Source organism: Agarivorans sp. Toyoura001, assembly GCF_005405585.1.
Taxonomy (GTDB): domain Bacteria; phylum Pseudomonadota; class Gammaproteobacteria; order Enterobacterales; family Celerinatantimonadaceae; genus Agarivorans.
The window spans coordinates 132,506-149,958 of sequence record NZ_BJEQ01000003.1 but is presented as its reverse complement, the minus strand read 5'-3'; the positions used below and the strand labels follow the sequence as shown (position 1 = coordinate 149,958).

At 45.9% G+C, this 17,453-nt stretch carries 21 protein-coding genes; 8 read left to right on the top strand and 13 right to left on the bottom strand.

All coding sequences use genetic code 11. The annotated features are described in order from the left end of the window. Nucleotide 1: 1 nt before the first annotated feature. On the top strand, nucleotides 2-418 hold the full coding sequence (locus tag FFR00_RS05960; RefSeq protein WP_137672468.1) for a hypothetical protein: 417 nt from the start codon (nucleotides 2-4) through the stop codon (nucleotides 416-418). A gap of 300 nt (nucleotides 419-718) precedes the next feature. Then, the gene (locus FFR00_RS05955) at nucleotides 719-1,108 is read left to right on the top strand and encodes a hypothetical protein (RefSeq protein ID WP_137672467.1); all 390 of its coding nucleotides are present in this window, start codon (nucleotides 719-721) and stop codon (nucleotides 1,106-1,108) included. 112 nt (nucleotides 1,109-1,220) lie between these two features. On the opposite strand, the gene FFR00_RS05950 is transcribed toward FFR00_RS05955, so the two are convergent. The 5 genes from FFR00_RS05950 to FFR00_RS05930 form a co-directional block, all read right to left on the bottom strand. Then, complete coding sequence (locus tag FFR00_RS05950; protein WP_137672466.1) at nucleotides 1,221-2,408, bottom strand: NAD(P)/FAD-dependent oxidoreductase; 1,188 nt, start codon at nucleotides 2,406-2,408, stop codon at nucleotides 1,221-1,223. 67 nt (nucleotides 2,409-2,475) lie between these two features. Further along, a complete protein-coding gene (locus FFR00_RS05945; RefSeq protein WP_137672465.1) occupies nucleotides 2,476-4,005 on the bottom strand; it encodes a copper resistance protein NlpE N-terminal domain-containing protein in 1,530 nt (509 codons plus the stop codon). A gap of 22 nt (nucleotides 4,006-4,027) precedes the next feature. After that, complete coding sequence (locus tag FFR00_RS05940) at nucleotides 4,028-4,822, bottom strand: Cof-type HAD-IIB family hydrolase (protein ID WP_137672464.1); 795 nt, start codon at nucleotides 4,820-4,822, stop codon at nucleotides 4,028-4,030. Between the two features lie 36 nt (nucleotides 4,823-4,858). Beyond that, a complete protein-coding gene (locus FFR00_RS05935; RefSeq protein WP_137672463.1) occupies nucleotides 4,859-5,860 on the bottom strand; it encodes an alpha/beta fold hydrolase in 1,002 nt (333 codons plus the stop codon). A gap of 121 nt (nucleotides 5,861-5,981) precedes the next feature. After that, nucleotides 5,982-6,437, bottom strand: coding sequence for a DUF2214 family protein (locus tag FFR00_RS05930; protein WP_137672462.1), 456 nt, complete (start codon nucleotides 6,435-6,437; stop codon nucleotides 5,982-5,984). A gap of 136 nt (nucleotides 6,438-6,573) precedes the next feature. On the opposite strand from FFR00_RS05930, the gene FFR00_RS05925 reads away from it, so the two are divergent. Then, nucleotides 6,574-7,494, top strand: a complete 921-nt coding sequence (locus FFR00_RS05925) for a DMT family transporter (protein WP_161985102.1) — start codon at nucleotides 6,574-6,576, stop codon at nucleotides 7,492-7,494. Here the strand turns inward: FFR00_RS05925 and FFR00_RS05920 are convergent. Further along, the gene (locus FFR00_RS05920) at nucleotides 7,441-7,809 is read right to left on the bottom strand and encodes a DUF2500 family protein (RefSeq protein WP_137672460.1); all 369 of its coding nucleotides are present in this window, start codon (nucleotides 7,807-7,809) and stop codon (nucleotides 7,441-7,443) included. The two genes, FFR00_RS05925 and FFR00_RS05920, sit on opposite strands and share 54 nt — an antisense overlap. Before the next feature lie 296 nt (nucleotides 7,810-8,105). Here FFR00_RS05920 and FFR00_RS05915 point away from each other — a divergent pair, with 296 nt between their 5' ends. Genes FFR00_RS05915 through FFR00_RS05905 form a run of 3 tightly spaced genes read left to right on the top strand, consistent with a single transcriptional unit; the run spans nucleotide 8,106 to nucleotide 10,309 of the window. Then, on the top strand, nucleotides 8,106-9,818 hold the full coding sequence (locus tag FFR00_RS05915) for a YdbH domain-containing protein (protein ID WP_137672459.1): 1,713 nt from the start codon (nucleotides 8,106-8,108) through the stop codon (nucleotides 9,816-9,818). A 2-nt stretch (nucleotides 9,819-9,820) separates the two neighbouring features. After that, the gene (locus tag FFR00_RS05910; RefSeq protein WP_174235933.1) at nucleotides 9,821-9,976 is read left to right on the top strand and encodes a YnbE family lipoprotein; all 156 of its coding nucleotides are present in this window, start codon (nucleotides 9,821-9,823) and stop codon (nucleotides 9,974-9,976) included. A gap of 6 nt (nucleotides 9,977-9,982) precedes the next feature. Further along, the gene (locus FFR00_RS05905; protein WP_235836168.1) at nucleotides 9,983-10,309 is read left to right on the top strand and encodes a YdbL family protein; all 327 of its coding nucleotides are present in this window, start codon (nucleotides 9,983-9,985) and stop codon (nucleotides 10,307-10,309) included. On the opposite strand, the gene FFR00_RS05900 is transcribed toward FFR00_RS05905, so the two are convergent. The 3 genes from FFR00_RS05900 to FFR00_RS21760 all read right to left on the bottom strand — a co-directional run bounded on the left by FFR00_RS05900 (nucleotide 10,306) and on the right by FFR00_RS21760 (nucleotide 11,341). Continuing rightward, nucleotides 10,306-10,629: a hypothetical protein gene (locus FFR00_RS05900; protein ID WP_137672457.1), complete on the bottom strand. Its 324-nt coding sequence runs from the start codon at nucleotides 10,627-10,629 to the stop codon at nucleotides 10,306-10,308. The genes FFR00_RS05905 and FFR00_RS05900 overlap by 4 nt on opposite strands. After that, nucleotides 10,626-10,937 carry a DUF1820 family protein gene (locus FFR00_RS05895; RefSeq protein ID WP_137672456.1) on the bottom strand — a complete coding sequence of 104 codons (312 nt, stop codon included), beginning with the start codon at nucleotides 10,935-10,937 and terminating at the stop codon, nucleotides 10,626-10,628. The genes FFR00_RS05900 and FFR00_RS05895 overlap by 4 nt, the downstream gene beginning before the upstream one ends. Nucleotides 10,938-11,197: 260 nt before the next feature. After that, nucleotides 11,198-11,341 (bottom strand): hypothetical protein, encoded by a 144-nt coding sequence (locus FFR00_RS21760; protein ID WP_174235929.1) that lies wholly within the window; start codon nucleotides 11,339-11,341, stop codon nucleotides 11,198-11,200. Between the two features lie 281 nt (nucleotides 11,342-11,622). On the opposite strand from FFR00_RS21760, the gene FFR00_RS05890 reads away from it, so the two are divergent. Together FFR00_RS05890 and FFR00_RS05885 are read left to right on the top strand one after the other, a co-directional pair. Next, a complete protein-coding gene (locus FFR00_RS05890) occupies nucleotides 11,623-12,012 on the top strand; it encodes a SirB2 family protein (RefSeq protein WP_137672455.1) in 390 nt (129 codons plus the stop codon). A gap of 13 nt (nucleotides 12,013-12,025) precedes the next feature. After that, nucleotides 12,026-12,256 carry a hypothetical protein gene (locus tag FFR00_RS05885; protein WP_137672454.1) on the top strand — a complete coding sequence of 77 codons (231 nt, stop codon included), beginning with the start codon at nucleotides 12,026-12,028 and terminating at the stop codon, nucleotides 12,254-12,256. On the opposite strand, the gene FFR00_RS05880 is transcribed toward FFR00_RS05885, so the two are convergent. From FFR00_RS05880 to fmt, 4 genes are all read right to left on the bottom strand, one after another. Further along, a complete protein-coding gene (locus FFR00_RS05880; RefSeq protein ID WP_137672611.1) occupies nucleotides 12,253-13,707 on the bottom strand; it encodes a TrkH family potassium uptake protein in 1,455 nt (484 codons plus the stop codon). The genes FFR00_RS05885 and FFR00_RS05880 overlap by 4 nt on opposite strands. Nucleotides 13,708-13,722: 15 nt before the next feature. Beyond that, nucleotides 13,723-15,099, bottom strand: coding sequence for a Trk system potassium transporter TrkA (gene trkA / locus FFR00_RS05875; RefSeq protein ID WP_137672453.1), 1,377 nt, complete (start codon nucleotides 15,097-15,099; stop codon nucleotides 13,723-13,725). Nucleotides 15,100-15,167: 68 nt separating this feature from the next. After that, the gene (gene rsmB / locus FFR00_RS05870) at nucleotides 15,168-16,490 is read right to left on the bottom strand and encodes a 16S rRNA (cytosine(967)-C(5))-methyltransferase RsmB (protein ID WP_137672452.1); all 1,323 of its coding nucleotides are present in this window, start codon (nucleotides 16,488-16,490) and stop codon (nucleotides 15,168-15,170) included. Beyond that, nucleotides 16,483-17,439: a methionyl-tRNA formyltransferase gene (fmt, locus tag FFR00_RS05865; protein ID WP_137672451.1), complete on the bottom strand. Its 957-nt coding sequence runs from the start codon at nucleotides 17,437-17,439 to the stop codon at nucleotides 16,483-16,485. The genes rsmB and fmt overlap by 8 nt, the downstream gene beginning before the upstream one ends. Nucleotides 17,440-17,453 lie beyond the last annotated feature (14 nt).

The window sequence follows — 17,453 nt, the reverse complement described above, 5'->3', positions numbered from 1 at the left end:
TATGAAGTTTAAATCAGTGTTATTGCTGACAGTATTGTTTCCATTGCTCGCGTTTGCTAGCGAGAATATAGAGCCAGAAGATTATAGCTCCCGTTTTTCATTGGAAGAAAGCCAAGCTAGTATTGAATATGTTGCTGATGCTTTGAGTAGCTTTAGAAAACTCACAGAAAAAAGCCCAAAAGAATTGACTGAGCAAGTGGATAATACTGGTTGGGATATTCAAAACCTTGGATTTATCAATTGGGTTGATACTGTGACGGGTACTCTGTTACTTCAGCATTACCAAATTGCAGAGCTACGCTACCAAGCGCTAACTGAGAGCACTTCGATGGAAGAGAAAAAGAAGGCTGAGCAGGCTATGGTAACAGCTAAAGAACAGTATCAAGAGTTTACCTCTAAACTACAAGTCATGGATTAGTGATCTCGCCGCCAAGATTTCTTTTATTTAATCGAGTATGTTCACGCTGGGCGTGATCATACTTTTTCCAAATACCGACACTGATTATTTGGTTCATATTCAAGAGGTTTATTGTAGCTTGCCTATCAATGTTGCAGTCTTTCAGACTGCATCGAAAAATGGTTTGGTGTATTTTGAAAAGTAGATCGTTTCGCTTGCAAAGGCATTGCTTCTAATCTTAAGAAAATAGGGCCGATGGATGAGTTTTGGGCATTTTTTAGTGTTAGAGAACCCATACGATACATTTCGTGAGAGAGCTTAATGTCTAATAATTTTTCAAGCGCTTTTATATTGCTTACTTTTTTCGCTTTCAACGCAGTTGCAAAAGACAATCTTTCAATTGAAAGTTTGGAGTGTTTAGGTGCAGAACCCTTTTGGGGCTTAAGTGTTAAAGGTGAGACTATTGTTTACAGCGATATTGATGATCAGACTACTTCGTTTACACTAGGTAAAGTGATTGCTTCGGTTAATCATAATAACCGTTGGGTCATACAAGGTTCTGGGCTTAATGGGGAGGCTGTAAGCATTACATTGGCGAAAACACATCAATGTTCTGATGATATGTCCGATTTTGTGTATGAATATGACGTGATGTTTTCCGTTGGTGATAAATATCTATACAGCGGATGTTGTAATCGAATAAACAAATAGATTTAGAGTCACTTGAACGAGTCTTATTGTTTAAATCAACATGAGAATTGCTAGGTAGCGCTTGCCAAACAGCAATTCTCACTATTTCCAATTAGCACTTACAAATTTTCGTTCAACAATCCAACCCACAAGCAACACCACTAGCCCACGCCCACTGAAAATTAAACCCGCCTAACCAACCACTTACGTCCATTACTTCGCCTATGAAGTACAAACCTATTACCTTGTTTGCTTCCATGGTTTTAGAGCTAAGTTCGTTGGTATCTACGCCACCCAATGTTACTTCGGCTGTTCGGTAGCCTTCGGTGCCGTTCATGGTGATTTGCCAATTGTTGAGTTTAGCAGCAATGTTGTCGCGTTCGCCGTGGCCAAGTTGGTTTAGTGCTTTGGCTAGCATGGCTTCTTCAAACAGGGCTTCTACTAAGCGTTTGGGTAACCATTGGCTTAAGGTGTTTTTAAGGCTTTGTTTAGGGTGTTGCAGTAATACTTGTTCGAGCAAGGCTGCGGCATTTTGTTTAGGGAGTAAATCAATGCCAATGGCTTCGCCGGGTTGCCAGTAGTTAGATATTTGTAAAATGGCTGGGCCAGAGAGGCCACGATGAGTGAACAATAGGGCTTCGATAAATTGCTTGCCGTTGGCGGCGGTTATACAGCTAGGAACAGCAATGCCCGAGAGTGCTTCAAAGCGTTCTTTTTGCTCGGCATGCCAAGTAAATGGCACTAAACCTGCGCGAGTAGGGAGCACTTTTAAGCCAAACTGTTCAGCCACTTTATAACCAAAAGGCGTAGCGCCAAGCTTTGGCATAGAAAGCCCGCCAGTGGCGATGACTAAGGAGCTGCACTGGTATGTTTGTCCGCCAGCGCTCACTTCAAACTGTTGTTCAGCTAACTGTTTAATGTACTTAACTTCGCTGCGTAGGCTGATGGTTACACCTGCCCAATCACACTCGGTAAGCAGCATGTCTACAATCTCTTTCGCGTTGTCATTGCAGAATAGTTGGCCGTGGTCTCGCTCGTGGTATTCAATGCCATGGCGCTCTACTAGTTCGATGAAGTTGCTAGAGGGGTAGCGGGCTAATGCCGATTTAACGAAATGAGGGTTTTCACACAGGAAGTTGTCTGGCGCTACGTGTTGATTGGTAAAGTTACAACGGCCACCGCCACTAATCAGTATTTTTCGACCGGCTTTTTTAGCATTATCAATGACTAATACCGAACGGCCGCGATAGCCTGCAGTAGCAGCACACATTAAACCTGCGGCGCCTGCGCCAATAATGATTACGTCGAATTGCTGTGTCATAACTTGCCCCTGAAAAATCAGGGGCATTGTAACGCTAGCGTTGAGATTGAGCTAGCAATGTCTGTGGCTAGTTAAGCGCTCGCCCTGCGCCAGAGCTAAAGGCTTCAGCTTGAAAGGTAATACCGCTCAAAGGGGCTGGCGAAGGAGCCTCTGGTTGAACGCTAGGGTTTAGTGGGTAGCTTAGGCCATCAAAACGTAATAAACGCAGCCCTGGTGTGGCGCCGCCGCCCGATACTTGTATTAATAAATCTTGCCAGCGGGCATTGCTTGATGTGGCCAGAAAGAACGGCGTATGCACTAACGTTGTTTTGCTTAAGAAACGGTGATTGTTATCTTTGGCTTCAAATATTAATAAACTACAACCGCCGCTACCACACCAGTCTACATAGCTAATGATTTCGTCTTTACCATCGCCGTTTAAATCAAACTTCCACCATTGGTACTTGGTGCCATTTAGCTCGGTGCGATGCAACTTGAAGTACTGCTTTAATGCTGCCTCTACCTCAGGGTCGTATTCGCTGCTGGCCTTTAAGGTGGCGGGCTCAAAGCTGCGTTGATGGTAAGTCTTTTTAGTTTTACTGTTATGCGCCATGGCTGGGCCGTTCATTTTCATCATATTAAGGCCGGCGCTACCTTGTTGCTGAGACTCTGGGTTGCGTAAACGCAGTAGGCGTCCGTCCCAATCAAAAATCATATCGCTTTTAACTTGCTGATTACGGCTTTGGCTAACGGTAAATTCCAGGCTAGTTTGGTTTAGTGGGTACCAATAGCCTTTTTCAACAAAGCTTTTGTCTTGTTCTAAATAGGTGTTTTGTAGCTGGGCGCTAAAATCACCATTCAGGGTTAAATCTACCACTCGGCCAGATCCCGATGCAGTGGGCAGTTTTACTTGATAATAACCGGCGAGTAAGTCTACATGCTGCTCGAAGGGGCGGCGGGCACAACCTTGGTATACTTTACCTTTGTAGGTGAGCTCTGCGGTATAGGAATACACGCTGTCGGCCATGGTATCCATGCACTGCTGCTTGGTTACGCTAAGGTAAAGGTCAGCACCGGCTTGCCAAAAATGAACGCCTTTATCTATACCACTGCGAGTAATTGCTTGGTTGGCTGCGCCAGACATCGTGCTGAGCAGAATTTTGTTTTCTTCTACATCTATTCGCCAGCTAGGTTCGTTACCCCAAGCGCTAAGCTCGGAAACACTAAACTCGCAACCTGGGCCTTCAGACGCTAGGTACTGCCAGCTTTCAGGAACAATTTTAGCAATATAGTCAGCCTGCGGGGCTTGCTTGCTTACGTTATCGAAGCGGCCCATCATTTCTACGTGTAGTTGGCTGTTGTCGGCAAAGCGTTCTAGCAGTTGTTTATCTGCTGAAGAAAAGTCTACCCAGTACTGGCTGCTGCCTTGGCAGGGGGTAAATATAGCCCCTTGTTTGTTGAGCTGAAGCTGGCCGGTAAGTTGAGTGGCGGGGTTGAGTTTAATCGCTACTTTAACTGGCTCAACCTTTTTGGGTGGGGCGGGAGGTGGCGTTTGAGAACACGCAAATAAACTGATACAACTTACTGTTGCAATGCCAAGTACCTTAACAAACCTCATTACCTTTCCCTTATAAATACCGCTACAACTTGAAAGTGCCGATAAGAAACTCAGCTACTCCATTTTCTTTGTTGCTAAGTGTTTGTTCTAAATGAGGTAAAGTCAACTTTAAACGGTCATGCGCGTTGGCCATGATCACACCTTTTCCTACCAAAGCCAGCATTTCCTTGTCATTTAAGCCATCGCCAAAGGCAATGCAATTTTCAGCAGAGATAGATTTTTGTTGTAACACTGCATTTAGGGCCTCGCCCTTGTTAGCTTTAGCGGTCATTACTTCGAGGCAATCGGTAAGGGAAAAGGTGATGTTTAGTGCATCGCCAAATTTCGCCACCAGTTCTTTTTCCAGCTCAAGCAATATTTCATGGTCGGCAACAAAAAATAGCTTACAGATATGCTGATGCTCTAAATCGTCAAAATGCGTGACCTGATAATTGAAGCCGGAGTGTTGGTTAAACGAGCGCACATATTCGTTTTCTTGTTCAACGTACCAATTGTCTTCATGGTAAATATTTCGGTGTAGTGGATACTTTGCTGAAATATCTAAAATGCCCTGGATTTGCTCAGAGTTTAAATCGGCTCGATACAGCACTTCTCCTTGTTTGTTATGTACTCGTGCACCGTTTGAGGTGATTAAATACATAGGGAAATCAAATTGATCGGCGATCGGTCTTACATCAATATAATGGCGGCCAGTAGCAATTAAAAACTTCACGTTTTGCTGGTACAAGCGGGTAACCGTTTGCATTGTATGTTCAGATATTTGATGTTCGCCGTTTAACAGCGTGCCATCTAAATCAGTGGCGATAAGTTGATACATATTAGCTCCTTGGTAAACCACTAAAGCGGGTTACGGCTAGTTAGAACGCTGAGCAAAAAACGCGAGAATGTTGTTTAACGCTGGGTTACGAAGAGTATCGCGCTCAAACAGTATTTCGTGTCGTGAACCTGCAATAATCTCAAATTGCCCCTGATCATTCGAGCTGGTCATCGCCTTAAAAAAGGCCCGTTGGGCAGCTGCGGTAACTATAGAATCCTGCTCAGCTTGTAGTAATAATAGTGGAAGATTAATGCTCTTGGCGTGTTCTATTATCTGCTGCATAGCGGTAAAACTTTGGTGAAGCCAACGGTTTGTTGGGCCGCCAAGTTGTATTTGTGGGTAGTTAAGATAAACCTGCTGCATTTGCTTAAAACGCGCTTCACTGTGGGTAAGATGATTGTTGTTAAAACCACAGTGTTTATAGTTAGATTGACCTACCGCATAATAAGGACCGCGTTGTAATGAGTGCTCTAATCGACTCATTGTTGCAGCAAGAGAGGTGGCAATAAATTTGGGCACTAATCCTAGGTTTATACCAAACATAGGCGCAGATAGCGCCGCCGCGTTAAATATACCGGGGTGCTGCTGTAAGTAATGGGCGGCAATCGCGCCACCCATAGAGTGGGCCAATATAAAACGGTGTGAGTAGGTTTGGCTAAGCACTTGTTGTTCAATAAGCTGAGCCAGGTCGTCTACATAATATTGAAACTGCGCCACATCACCAGGTTGTTGGCGAGCCGACTCTCTGTCTGATAGCCCTTGGCCACGGTGGTCGATAATAAATACGTCATAGCCTTGCTGAGCCAAGTCGTAGGCCAGTTCATCGTATTTTAGGTAGGCTTCGGTACGCCCTGGAGATACCACTATTGCCTGCTGGATTGGTGTCTCTGCAGTGACTTTTACATAGTGAATATTTAAGCCATTCACCCCAGTAAAGCTGGCTGGCTGAGCATGCTTTTGCCAATAAGGAGCAATTTTCTCTGGATACACCGTGTCGAGCTCATGCTCTTGGCTGAGTCGGAAAGATGGAGTAGGCATATCGTAAACCTCAAACGCTAAGTGTTGTTCGCTGTGCTTATCTATACAACAGGCACGACAACAAAAACAGCCTAAAGGTAACTTTAGATCTTAATTGCTCATTTAAGAGGTAAAACGGTGTTTAGTTACCAAACCCTGCACGCGCTAACGTTACCAACATTGGGATTAACAATAACACCCCTAGCTCTAAACGAATTAGCCAAATGACCGACGAGTGTTGGCGGTAGCTGATCATTGACGGTTTACCTTGCTTTAAGGCTCGGCGCCAACGGTAAAAGGTAGATGAAGGGTAAAGAGATAACAGCACTACCACAAAAAACAGCAGCATTTTTAAGGCAAAGAATGGATTGTCTAGGTAAGTTTGGCTGGTGCTATGGAAAATAAATAATCTTAGCGCGCCAGTAATAAAAATGAGCACGGTAGAAAATGCGTGGGTGGCATCGGCTAACAGCAGCTTTTTAACGTCGTCTTCGTTCATTCCACGGCGAAACAGAAAGGCTTCAGAGTACAGCGCACCAGCCAGCAAAATAATTGCTGTTACATGCAATCCTGCATTAATAGCCTCGAGTAGACTCATTGATCGTTATCCATGAATTAATGTTGTAGTAGAAAACGCTATCAGCGCGATGGCGGATAGTACTGCAAATCACTGGCTGATGCTATACCCTAACAGCCCTAAGTGCTTGAGGTCTAGAGTGAGAAAGGAAGGTTTCATGAAAGGAAAGCTGTTGGCCTATGGTTTACTGGTTTTACCGCCGCTATTCTGGGCCGGAAATTTTGTTACAGGCCGTTATATTTCAGACCAAGTGCCGGCCATGTCTTTATCTTACTGGCGCTGGACCTTAGCAATGTTGATTGCCATGCCTTTGTTGTATTCCAGTATGTGGCGCCAGCGAGCAGTAATTAAAGCTAATTGGCTGCGTATTAGCACCTTAGCGTGTTTGGGTGTGGCAGGTTTCAACTCTTGCGTGTATATCGGTTTGCAAAGCACTACGGCTACCAACGCCCTCATTATTAATTCAATGATTCCCATATTCATTCTGCTGGTGAGCTGGCTAGCGCTAAAACAAAAAATTTCTGCTCGGCAATTGTTGGGGATTGGTTTGTCGTTTGTTGGGGTATTGGCCTTGTTAGTAAAAGGCCAATGGCAGCAACTCGCCAGCCTAAGCATTAATCAAGGTGACGCATGGATCGTGTTGTCATCGTTAGTATGGGCACTGTATTCAATAGGTTTGCGTTTTAAGCCCGCCGATCTAGGTGGTGCAGCATTCCTAGGTTGTACCTTAGTGGTGGGCTCGTTAGTGCTTAGCCCATTCTATTGGCTAAACCTGCCACAAGCCGCGTTTAACCTCAGTTCTGATGCTATGGCTGCCTTGGCCTATGTCGCCATTTTCCCTTCTTTACTGGCTTATTTAGCCTGGAACTACGGAGTAAAAATTGTTGGGGCTAATCTTGCTGGTCAGTATATTCATTTAATGCCGTTATTTGGCGCGGTGCTTAGTGTGAGTTTTTTGGGCGAACAGTTAGCGGCCTACCATGCATTGGGTGCGATGTTTATAGCCGCGGGTCTGCTGGTGGCCTTATTGCCCTTCGCTATCTTGCGCGCTCGCTTGGCCCGCTTCAAAGCTCACTAAGCGGCTACCTTGAATGGTGAGTTCGCCTTCAAGATCTTGGGTGAGCTGATTAAACTGCTTACGCTTAACTTGAAAGCGGCGCGATTCACCTCCCTCAAGGGGTGTGAATTCAAGAAAATAGCGGTAGCGAGTGTGTAAATCTTCATTTTCTTTACCGGGACGGGTTATCGGAATTTCATCACGCCTAGACACTGTTACCCACAAACTGTGTAAGGGTTGTTGCGAATCCCAGCGGCGCTGCTGTACGTTACGCCATAGTTGAAAAACCACCATGCCGATGATGATGGTCATGACCAAAAACCACCACCATGGCATTAGCGTGTTCCTCGCGTTACTGTTACACCCATATACGTAGCTCCTTGATAAGAAAAAGAATGCGGCGGCTAATTAAACTGATTAATAGTCTTAAGTTTTTGTCGCTTTTAGCTGATTCGTCAAGCTCAAATAATTGTTGAGCAAGTTGTTTGCTCGTTATTCAAGGCAAAAACGCTTAGTATTCAAACATACCCTTAAGCCAAAATGGAAGTATTCGCTTGCGTGGAAAGGCCCGTCATTCAGCCTTGAAGAGCCCTTGTTTTATTCAAACTCTTAGCTTGAATATATGCGTTTTTATGGCGTGTGTTTTTAGTAGCGTGTGTTCGGCGAATACTCAGCTGCTTGCTGCGATGGCTCAAGGTGAGTGGGGCGGATGCCCGGCTGTGCATACCGAAGGGTTGAGTATTACTGCCATCCCACTATCTGTGAGTATAGAGAGCGTACACCTAGATGTGTCTTGCTTGCTAGATACCGAGCCAGACGCTAGCTCTGAGGCTATTGCCCCCGCAAAGTTACAGGCTGCCAGCCAGCAAATGTTTGAACAATTGTTGGCGCTTCCTCAAGCATTGAGTGCTAGCCAGGTTGAAGTGAAAAATTTGCAGCTTAGCGCTTACCAGCAGTTAATTACTCAGGGCAAGCTTGGGTTAAAACAGCAAGGCCAGCAATGGCAGCTTAACTATCAAGAGCAAGGCCCCAATTCGACCAGCCAGTTTAGTTTACTGATACTGCCTAAAAGCAGCCATATCTCTTTTAGCGGCATGTTAGGCAAAACGCTTTTAGCGCGTTTAGCCACGCTTAGCCAACAACGTTGGTTAGCTGATTCGCGACTACATAATCTCGATTTTTCGCTAAGTGGTTTAGTGGGGCAGGATCTGAAACTTAAAGGCGCGCTTAACTTGCCAGAGATCGATGCCTCTTTTACCGCCAAGCTAAGCCAATGGAACAATTGGAACTTAAGGTTAGCAAGTTCGCCCTTAAGTATTGCCGACATCAATTTGCCTGCGGCAAACTGGCAATTAACCAACGACTCTTGGCGGGTGAGTGTTGATGATTGGCTGGCCGAAGGCTCCGGCAGCTGGCATCTAAGCCCTGAACAGGCTGTTAAAGGTCGCTTAAGCAGCGATAACCTCCTTCCCCTGCAACAAGCCTTTATTGATTTGCCAGAGCCTGCAAGTTTGTTATCCGCTGCCGCTACCGTGGATTTTACTTGGCAAACGCAACAGCTAACAGGGCAGATTGATGCCACGACAATTAATGCACTGTGGGGAGAGTTGCGTTTTGATGATGCCAGCATAACCAGTGCGTTTAGCTATCAACCTCAGCAGGGCTGGCAGCATCAAGGTAAGCTTTCGCTGGCGCAATGGGATATTGGTATTCCCCTAACAGAGCTTGCCCTGCACTGGCAGCAACCTACGTTTTCGCCCATAACTCAATGGCAAAGCCTGCTATTGCAGGATATTTCTTTCAGTGTATTAGGTGGGCAAGCTCAGCTTGAAGAAGTGCCTTTAGCGTTACCAAATACGGCCTTACTAAAATTAGATAAAATTCAGTTAGAGCAGTTAGTTAAGTTGTATCCTGAGCTGGGTTTAAGTATGCATGGCTCGGTATCGGGTCGTTTACCGATGCGCTTTGGTGAGCAAGGCATCGCGATTACTGATGGTGAGCTGGCGGTAGTAGAACCGAGCGGTCATATTTCGCTAACTCATCAATCTTTAGTGGCGGTTAAGGCGCAGCATGCTTCTCTTGATTTTGCGTTAAGCTTATTAGAAGACTTTGATTATGAAACACTTGCAGCCGAGGTAGATTTTGCCGAAGATGGGCAACTGGATATGCAGGTAAAGCTTATTGGGCGTAATCAACAAGTCAGCCCGCGCTTGGTAACCTTAAATTACGGCCACCAAGAAAACATTTATCAGCTATTACGTAGTTTACGTATTGGCGAACAACTGTCAGGACAACTGCAGCAATGGATAGACGACACATCTTCGTTAGCAGCGCCATCACCTTAACTATGGTACTTGGCCTTGCGGCCTGTACTCCTAAAGTTGAAGTGGCGGTAGATAAACCAATTACGGTTAACCTCAATGTAAAAATTGATCATGAGATACGAGTGCGTGTAGATAAGCAACTTGATGATTTATTTAGTGACGATAGCGGACTGTTTTAGGAGAGCATGATGAAATGGAATAGCTGGATATTAGCCTTACTGTTGAGCTTAAGCTTTTCTGTAGCGGCAATCGATTTAGATGACGCCAAAACCAAAGGCTGGGTAGGCGAGCAAAGCAATGGCTTATTAGGTATAGTAAGCCACAGCAGTGAAGTGACAAGCTTGGTGGAGAGTATTAACCAAAAGCGCTTGGCTAAATACAAGCAGATAGCTAAAGAGAACGGCTTAACAGAGCAACAAGTGGCAACCTTGGCAGGTAAAAAAGCCATTGAGCGCAGTAACAGTGGCGCTTATGTGCAATCACCGTCGGGCGATTGGCTGAAAAAACCCTAGTGTTGGTGTAGGTAGTGAGTGATTTCGCTCACTAGCTGCTGATAGCAATGCAAAGTGTTCTCTAAATCTACTGCTAGTTGTTCGCTGTGCTTCAATTGTTGAACGCAGCGGTTTAAACTTGGGCTAGCCACTAGCGCCGCCATCCCTTGCAGCTGCAATAACAATCCGTCCGGACATTGCTGATTACTGACTGCTAGTTGAAGTTGTGCTAATTCTTGATCGCTACCGGCGATAAAATCTGTCAGCCAATGTTTTAGTAGGTCTTGGTGACCAAATTGGGCTTTTAGTTTGAACCAATCAATGATTGAATCGCTGCTCATTGTTTAGGGGTATACAGATTTGAGGGGAAAGGAGTAATGGTGGCATCTTCATGAATTTTGGCAAGCCCTAGTTTATCGACTTCATCAATGCGCAGTATATTGTGCATAGGCACAAATGTTTTCGATACTCCAGAAAACTCTGTTTTCAACTTCTCTACCGCAGGGTCAACGATCAGTTGAGCGCGCGCATCAAACACAAAATCTGCAAGTTCAACAAAACCCATCAGGGTGCCTTGATTAACCTGCCTAGCGTACAACTCGTAGGTTTTTCCATTACTAATAAAGCTTACTCGGTATAACTGCGACATTCCGTTACTCGCTGGGTGATAAGTTAACAGCTTTGATGCTTAATAAATCTACCTATAAATAGGCATTAAAGATATCAATTGTAACTACAATCGCAAGCCGAAAGCTAGCGCTGCTGCTGCAAATTCACAATCTTTACAAAGCGATTTAACTATTTGTTTTAGGTGGGCTTTATGGGCTTATGTTTTTTGTTATTAGGGGGGGAAACTGAGGCTTGTTAGTAAAGGTTTAAACAAAATCGGCAGCCGAGGCTGCCGATTTTTTATTTATCTTCTGAATCTATTGGATCAAACTCGGACATTTCGTTTGGGTCTACACCCAACTCTTGGCAGGCATCTAAAAATGAGGCCCCAGTGTGGCACATCAAAATATCGATGGCAGGTAGCATATTTGGCGCTTCTGACATGACCGACTCCGGCATTTGTTAATGAAAAGATAATAAAGTAGCAACACTCTCCCATAGTTTAGCAGATCGCCCAAGAGAGCTAGATCACGTTATTTGTGATGAATTGGTGGCGAAATCGGCAAAACGGAAAGGTTAATGTGAGGTATGCCCTGTTATTGTTTTTATAATCAGGCACCTAGCTTTAGTTATTGAATTGTTACTGATGAAAAAAGTTTGTGGTATTAAAGCCAAGTTAATACACTGAGCGCTGTGATAATTGTTTACTAAAATAAGGATATGAAATGCTCGAGTACTACCCAATGGCAAAACACCTGCATATGACCTTGGCTATGCTCAGTATTCTCGGCTTTATTTTTCGTTGGATTTTAGCGCTTCTCAAATCACCCATGCTTAATAAAAAATGGCTGAAAATTACCCCACACATCATTGATACCTGCTTGTTAGTGGCTGCTATTTTATTGTGTGTTATGTTGCAGCAATATCCTATTGCTCAAGATTGGCTGAGCGCAAAAGTAGTGTTGCTGGTGGTATATATTGTGCTGGGTATATTTGCTCTTAAGCGCGCGCCAAATCAGTTGATACGTTTAGTGGCGGGCTTAGCGGCAATAGCGGTATTTGCTCAATTATTGGCCGTGGCTTTTAGCCGTTCGCCTCTTGGCATGTTTGCATAGGCTGGGCTGATTTATGTTACTTGGGGCGCTGCGTTCTTTATTGCTCACTTTGTGGCGCTTTTCCACCATCTACAGCATTGTAGTGATTACCTTGTTGTATTGCCGTATCGCTGGCGTTGATTTTGAAACAGTGGATACCGGCAGTAATCAGCACAAAATGATTATTATTGGGCTGTACTTTGTCTACCTAGGGATTTGGTGGTGGGCGAACCCTTATCTCTTGCGAGGTCGTCGCCAAGCCTAACGATAGCGCCAGTAAGCGGGCAAAAATAGCACCAGTACGGTGAGTACTTCTAAGCGGCCTAATAACATCCCCAATGACAACAACCATTTGGCCGAATCAGGCAGCAAATGGAAGTTATGGTCGGGGCCGATCACTCTTCCTAATCCTGGCCCTACATTGGCTAAAGCGGTCATTGCGCCAGACAGCGCAGTAATGGGGTCTAAACCCAGCAAGGCTAAACCACTGGCGAGTAGAATTAAGGTGAAGAAAAAGGCGAAAATAAACGCTACCAGTGAGCGTACATGTTGCTCGCTAACTAATCGGCCGTTGTAGCGATGAGGGTATATACCATTAGGATGTACCAACTGCTTTAACTGGCGTGAGAACAAGCCGCTGGCCAGCTGAAAACGGAAAATCTTAATCCCGCCAGAGGTTGAACCAGAACACGCTCCCACCAGCATCAAAAAGATAAACAGTACGGTCGTAAAGTTACCCCAATGACTAAAATCAGTTAAGCCATAGCCAGTGGTCGTGACGATAGAAATAATATTAAAGATACTGATGCGCAATGCATCCAGCAGCGAAAATGTGCCGTGTAACCACAGCCATAAGCTCATCATTCCGCCCACTACTGCGATGAGGATGATAAAGCCTCTTACCTGCGCGTCGCGCCAAATATAGTGTATATCTTTATGGCGAAGTGTTTGCACCAATAGTAGAAATGGCAAACCACCTAATAACATAAAGGCGCTGCCCACCCAGTGGCTGGCATTGCTAAAGTGCGCCATTGATTCGTCTGAAGTGGAGTAGCCGCCGGTGGATATGGTGGTCATGGCATGGTTAATGGCTTCAAACCAATCCATGCCGGTTAAGTGGTAAGCCAGCGCGCATAGCATCGATAACAGCAGATAAACTTTAAGAATATTGCTGGCCACATTTTTAGTTTTAGGGGTATTTTTGTCAGACCAATCGGAGGATTCGGTTTGGAATAAACGCATACCGCCAACATTTAAAAATGGCAAAATGGCTACGCTTAAAACAATAAAGCCGATACCGCCTAACCATTGCAGCATAGAGCGCCATAGCAGCGCGCTTTTGGGCATCTCATCCAAACCCGCTAGTACCGTTGAGCCCGTAGTGGTGAGGCCAGACATGGTTTCAAAAAAGGCGTCGGTAAAGCTGATGTGGTCGATACGATACAGCGGCAGTGCCCCAAATACACAGGCCACTAGCCATACGGTGGTGGTAAGCAAAAACATGCCACGAACTGACAGTTTAAAAGATGGCTTTTTCCCCCAGCGAATAAGGGCAAAGGCCACGGTTTGGGTCACTATGATGGTGTAAAAGAATTCAACGTAACCGGACTCGTCGTAAGCCATGCCTAAAGCAAGCGGGGCTAACATGAGTAGGCTGAGTTTAGACAGCACAATGCCTGTAACAAACATGATGGGCCGAAGATCGGGGGTAATCATCAAGTGAAATTTAGCCTACAGGAAGAATGGGCTAGGTTGGAATAAACGTTCTACTTCAGGAATAAATTTCTTATCCACTAAAAACATCACCACGTGATCGTCTTGTTCAATAACAGTATGGTCGTGGGCAATAATGACTTCGTTCCCCCGCATTACCGCGCCAATGGTGGTGCCTGGAGGGAGTTTTAGCTCACCTACGCTGCGACCGACCACTTTCGACGTGTTGCTATCGCCATGGGCAATCGCTTCAATCGCTTCTGCTGCGCCGCGTCGTAGCGAATACACGTTAACGATATCGGCGCGTCGTACATGAGTGAGTAGCGCTGAAATGGTGGCTTGCTGCGGAGAAATGGCGATGTCGATGGTGCCGCCTTGTACTAATTCAACATAAGCGCCTCGTTGAATCAGTACCATTACTTTTTTAGCGCCCATGCGCTTAGCGAGCATGGCCGACATAATGTTGGCTTCATCGTCGTTGGTTACCGCAATAAATACGTCAACTTGCTCAATATTTTCTTCGCTCAGTAACTCTTGGTCTGAAGCGTCACCGCAAAACACAATAGTATTGTTGAGCATTTCAGCCAGTTGTTCGGCGCGGCGTTGGTTTCGTTCAATCAGTTTAACGCTGTATTGGCTTTCTAGGCGCTTCGCGAGCGCTGCACCAATGTTTCCTCCGCCTACAATCATTAAACGGCGATAGGGCTTCTCAAGTTTCTGCAGTTCGGCCATCACCTTACGAATGTGGTCACTGGCGGCAACAAAAAACACTTCATCATCGGCTTCGATCACCGTGGTGCCCTGAGGGCGAATAGCTCGACCTTGACGAAAAATAGCCGCCACACGGGTTTCGATATCGGGCATGTGGTCACGCAATACCGATAAGGCATTACCCACTAACGGGCCGCCGTAATAGGCTTTAATCGCCACTAAACCTACTCGGCCACGAGCAAATTGCATCACTTGCAAAGCGCCAGGGTAGTCAATTAAGCGGCTGATGTAATCGGTTACCAGCTGTTCAGGCGCAATGAGGTGATCCAAAGGTACCGCTTCGTTGCAGAATAGCGCGTCTTTTTCCGCGAGCAATTCTTCTGAGCGGATCCGTGCGACTTTGTTTGGGGTATTGAACAGGGTATATGCTATTTGGCAGGCTGCCATGTTGGTTTCGTCACTGTTGGTGACTGCCACTAACATGTCAGCATCGTGAGCCCCTGCTTCGCGCAACACGCTAGGGTGGGCGGCATGGCCAAATACTACCTGTAAATCAAACTTATCTTGCAGCTCACGAAGGCGGTCTTGATTGGTGTCTACCAGGGTAATGTCTGATTTCTCACCCACTAAGTTTTCCGCTAGCGTGCCGCCTACTTGGCCCGCTCCAAGAATAATGATTTTCATTTGCTAACAATACCTTAAGCGTTTATTGCTATTTTTTAGTGTTACCGTTGTAAAGGGTAAAGGCAAGCCTAACTGAGGCTTTTACGCAAACGCGCATAATAAAAACCATCCATGTTATTGTCGCCGGGTAAAAGTTGCCAACCGGGTTGTTCGGCTGTTTCATCAGGGTTAATTGGAATTAACTCTGCATCGTCAGTTTGTTGCAAAAAAGCGGCAATTTGCTGACTATTTTCATCGGGCAATACCGAACAAGTGGCGTACAACATGATGCCGCCGGGTTTCAGTTGGTGCCACAGTGCCTGCAAAATCTCTTTTTGTAGTTTCACTAGCTCGGCGATATCGGCTTCTCGGCGCAACCACTTAATATCTGGGTGGCGGCGAATAACGCCAGTGGCCGAACAGGGTGCGTCTAATAAAATGCGATCGAAAGGCTGTTTGTTCCACTCTTCAGGTTTACTGGCATCGGCGCAATGCAAAGTGGCCTTTAAGCCAATTCGCTGTAAGTTTTCAGTGACTCTATTGAGGCGCGTTTGCTCAGTATCTACTGCCACCAATTCGCTTAACTCGGGTTGTAGTTCGAGAATATGGCAAGTTTTCCCTCCAGGAGCTGCGCAGGCATCAAGCACTCTTTCACCGGCTTGTGCGTCTAGCAGGCTGGCGGCCATTTGCGCAGCGCCATCTTGAACTGAAGAGGCGCCTTCTGCAAAGTTAGGCAATTTGAATACGGCTTGCGCTTTTTCTAAACATAGTGCCTGTTTAGCTAAATCAGAGGATTGGCTGGCTATTTCTAACTCGCTGAGCTGAGCCTGGTAGTCATCACGTTGGCCTTGTAAGGCGTTTACCCTAATCCACATTGGCGCGTGTTGGTTATTGGCGTCTAATATGTCTTGCCAGCGGTTTGGATAAGCCGCTTTTAAGCGTTTGCTTATCCAGCTTGGGTGGCAATATTGTAAGCTGTCGTTGGCAGTAAGTTGTGGCTCTAACTGCTCACGTTGACGTTCTGCGTTGCGCAAAACACCATTCACCAGTTTTTTTAAACTATGCAGCTTTAGTTGGCCGGTAGCAGATACGGTTTCTGATACCGCTGCATGGGCAGGCACGCGCATATAAAACAGTTGGTACAAACCCACCATTAATAAGAAATGGCCGTTGCGAATTTTGCCTTTTAAGGGCTTGTCCATGAGCTGTTGCAGCACCGATTCAAAGCGCGGCAACCAACGTAATACGCCAAAACATAGCTCTTTCACTAAGGCGTGATCACGAGCGACTACTTGTGGCAGTACGCGTGGCAACATTTGACTCAGTGACTGACCTTGGTCAACCACTTGAAATAGAATGTTAGCCGCAGCGGCACGGGCATTAATTTGTTTTACTTGTGGCTGCTCAGCCATTTGCACTCTCCAATTGAGTACCTACTTCAAACCACTCTTTGCGCGAATTTAATACGTCAGCGGCAGAGAGCGCTTTTTTACCTGGGAGCTGGATCTGTTCTAAACACAAGGCGTCTTTGCCGGTGGCTACGGTAATGCCGTGTTTATTGGCGCTAATAATTGTACCCGGCACCTGTTGGCTAGCATCGGCTACTACACTGGCTTGCCATACTTTAATGTTCTGTTCAGCTAGGGTGAAATAACTCACAGGCCATGGATTAAATGCTCGAATGCAACGTTCGATAAACTCAGCATCTTGTTGCCAATCAATACAGGCTTCAGCTTTGCTCAGCTTTTTAGCGTAGTTAGCATGAGCATCATCTTGTGGTGTTGCAGTCAGTTCGCCTTCGGCGATGCCATCTACAGCTTTGATGAGAGATTGTGGGCCTACTTCAGCGAGCCTATCGTACAGTGAGGCGCTGGTTTCATCGCTCGCTATCTCTATTTGCTCTAATAGCAACATGTCGCCAGTGTCTAAGCCAATGTCCATTTGCATAATGGTGACACCTGAGTGGCTATCGCCAGCCCAAATTGCGCGCTGGATTGGCGCAGCCCCGCGCCAGCGTGGCAGTAACGAGCCGTGTACGTTGATGCATCCCAAACGGGGCGTATCAAGGATGACTTGCGGTAACAATAAGCCATAAGCCACTACCACCATTAAATCGGCGTTCAGTGCTGCTAATTGTTGCTGAGCGTCTTCACTTTTGAAGTTTTCTGGTTGGAATACTTCAATATTGTGTTGCTCGGCGAGTTGCTTAACCGGGCTGGCTTGCAGCTTCTTGCCTCGGCCTGCAGGGCGATCGGGCTGCGTGTAAGCCGCAATCACTTGATGTTGACTATTGATAAGGGCTGAAAGGTGGCGCGCTGCAAAATCAGGCGTGCCAGCAAAGATGATCCGCAATGGCGTCATGCTGTTTTCCACAA